Source organism: Sandarakinorhabdus oryzae (assembly GCF_009733735.1).
In the GTDB taxonomy this organism is placed as follows: Bacteria; Pseudomonadota; Alphaproteobacteria; order Sphingomonadales; family Sphingomonadaceae; genus Sandarakinorhabdus; species Sandarakinorhabdus oryzae.
In genome coordinates this window covers 1-2856 of record NZ_WNJP01000254.1, presented here as the reverse complement: position 1 = coordinate 2856, position 2856 = coordinate 1, and the positions used below count along the sequence as shown (strand labels likewise).

The 2856-nt window shown below is 70.7% G+C and carries 1 protein-coding gene and 1 pseudogene; both read right to left on the bottom strand.

Translation table 11 applies throughout. The features are described 5' to 3' along the window. Window positions 1–1137: pseudogene (locus GJ693_RS17650) on the bottom strand (collagen-like protein); the annotation flags it as partial. Between the two features lie 33 nt (window positions 1138–1170). Continuing rightward, the coding region (locus GJ693_RS15145; RefSeq protein WP_197042253.1) for a phage tail protein at window positions 1171–2856 on the bottom strand (1686 nt) is incomplete at its 5' end.

Sequence of the window (2856 nt, the reverse complement as noted above, 5' to 3'; positions counted from 1 at the left end):
GGGTCCCTGCGGGCCAGCGGGGCCGGTAGCGCCAGTCTCGCCGGGGGCACCGGGGGTGCCGGGCGTTCCCGGGTCGCCTTGTGGGCCGGCGGGTCCAGCTGGGCCGGCAACGCCGGCGCCGGCTTCACCGATCAGGCCCAGCGCCGATTGCACCAGTTGCACGGAGGCGAGCAGCGGCCGGTTGGCTTCGTTCACCACCACGTCGGCGGCAGGGCCGTTCAGGGTCCAGCCGCTGCGCGGGTCATCGCCGCTGTGCAGCACCGGGATGGTCAGGCTGGCCAGCAACAGGCAATCATCATCCTGGGTCGGCGCGTCTTCAAAGCCGGGGTTGCGGTGGTGGCAGTGGCGCGCCGCCAGCCGCGGCCGCACTTCGGTCAGCCACAGCCGCCACACCGTACGCAGGAAATCGTCAAAATTCTCGGCATTGATGCCGGCCGGTACCGGCGGTTCTGATGGCGCGCTGCCATCGTCAGGCGCTATCTTCGCCATGGCGGCGCGCGCGGCGGCGGGCCAGCCGGCTTCGGGCAGGGCCGGGGCGGCCGGGTCGGCATCGTCAAGCCCGTCGACAATGGCATCCAGCCAGGCCTGCAGCCGGGCGATGCCGTGATGTTCGTGGTGCGGCGGCGGCGTGGTGACGATCTTGAGCGCGAAACTGTCGGTGATGCGCGAATCCTCCATCAGGGCCGCGTCGGACCGGCAGGGCTCGCCCGGCACCGGCACCGGGTTTGTGGGGCAGGCGATGTGGCAGATCACCAGGTGGGCGGTGATGGTCGTGCGCGCCACGTCGGTGGCCAGCGCGGTGGCGGCATCCTCGGTCGCAAGCCAGGCGGCGAGGCTGCCGCACTGATCGGCCTTCACGCAGACCATCTTGCCGGATGGGACGATGGCGCTGCCGGGGCCGACGCGCACGCGGCTGCCCTCGCTGCCATTGTCCTCAACCTTCACGGCCAACCCTTGCGTGGTGCCATAGCCGATGGCTTCGCGCGTCAGCCATTCGGTGCGGCCGATCAGATATTCATGTTCGGCGACATAATCATCGACGCCCAGCACCATGCCCTTCACGAAGCGCACATGGCTGTGTGGATCGGTGCTGGCCAGCGGCGTGGCTTGCGCGGAAAGATCAGAACAGCAGCCCATGGCGTGCCTCCTCTTGGCTATGGCGGGGGCGGCTCAGCATGCGAGCCGCCGGCGATCGGCGGTTGCGGGCCCATCCGGCCCGATGAAGCTTTCGCCGGCATAGGCGCGGCCCAATATGGCCGGCGGCAGCAGTTCCGGCGCGCGGCTGCCTTGGCCGATGGCGGTATCGAGCCCCAGCCGGGCCTCGCCAACGCGGTTCATGGCGAAATAGAAGCGCACATCGAAGATGCTATGCGCCGGCTTTTCCAGCGCGATCAGGCGGGTGGCGAGGCGGCGGATGACATCGAGGCTGGCCGTGTCGGTGGCGACGCCGGGGCGGACGGGCAGCAGCACGGTGAAGCGGTGGGCGGACTGGTGGATGGGCAGCAGGGTGAGGGCGAAATCCTGCCAGTCCTTTGCGCCCTGGATGGTGCCGGGCGGAACGGGTGGCAGGCTGATGCGGGAAAAATCGTCCCAGGCGGCGGCGTGGGCCTGGTTGAGCAGCGAGATGCGGCGCCAGCGTGCCGCGAGGAAGCGCTGCCACAGGGTGCGGATGGGGGAGGGCAGGCCAAGGAAATCGAGCCAGTCAACCGCCGGTTCGTTGTTGGCGGGCAGGCCGGTGGGGGCGGTGCGGCCGCGCTGTTGCTGGAAGCGCGTCCAGGCCGCGGCTTCGGCGGCGACGGCGGCGGTGGCGGCAGCCAGGCGGTCGGCCTGTACCGGCGAGCGGGTGCGATATTGCTCGACAATGCGGATGGCGCCTTCGCAGGTGCAGCTGGCATCAGTGTCGAACAAGGTGCCGTCGAGCGACTGGTTGAAGCCCAGGGCCAGCGCCGAGGTGAGGCCCTTCATGGTGCCGCGCCAGGCGAAGAAATGCATGGCCCGCGCGATGAAGGCGCGGCGGCGCTGTTCATCCCAGGCCGGATCGAGGGCGACGTCGAACCAGCTGGCGAGCCAGTCGAGCGCGCTGGCCGGCGTCGCTTGCGGGTTCAGCCAGCGCTGGGCGTGGGTGATCCGCGTGTCGATCTGGTCGCTGGTGCCGGCCATGTTAGCCAGCCAGCGCGACAGGAAATCGCCGGCTTCGGCATCCTCGCGGTAGAGCGCGGGCAGGAAGCGATCATTCCACGACACGCGCGGGAAATGCAGGCGCAGCGCAAACAGGTGCGGGCTGGCCTGGCCGTCGCCGCTGAGCGTGAGGCGCAGCTGGGCGTGGCGGCCGGTCAGCTGCTGGCAGAGCAGGGTAAGGCTGCCGCGCCCCGACGCGGGATCGGTGGGCACACGCGCGGCCGGGTTGTGGGCGACGAGTTCGGAGCCTGAGGGCGACAATAGTGGTTGGGGCTGTGGGCGCCAGTCGCCGAGCGTGTCCGGGTCGTCACCGGCGCGGGCTTCGACCACGAGCCGCGTGCCGGGGGGCAGGCAGCCATCGATGAAGAGCTTGTCCCAGATTGTGCCGGGGACGGCGGCATCGACGACGGGGGTTTCGAGGGTCGCCGTTTCGGCAAAGCTGCGGCGCGGCTGTTCGACGATCGGCGGCCACAGGGGTGTGTCACCGCTGTCGAAGGCGAGGCCGCTGGGCGTGTTGACCAGCGCGCGGCCGCGATGGGCGCGCAGGGGGAGGAGCTCGGCGGTGGCGACCAGCGCGGTGGCAGTGACCATGAAGGCCAGCGCCTGGTTGCCGCCGGGCAGGCTGGCGACGACGCGAAGATCGGACAGGCCGGCGCGCAGGCGGATGCGGCCGGCGGC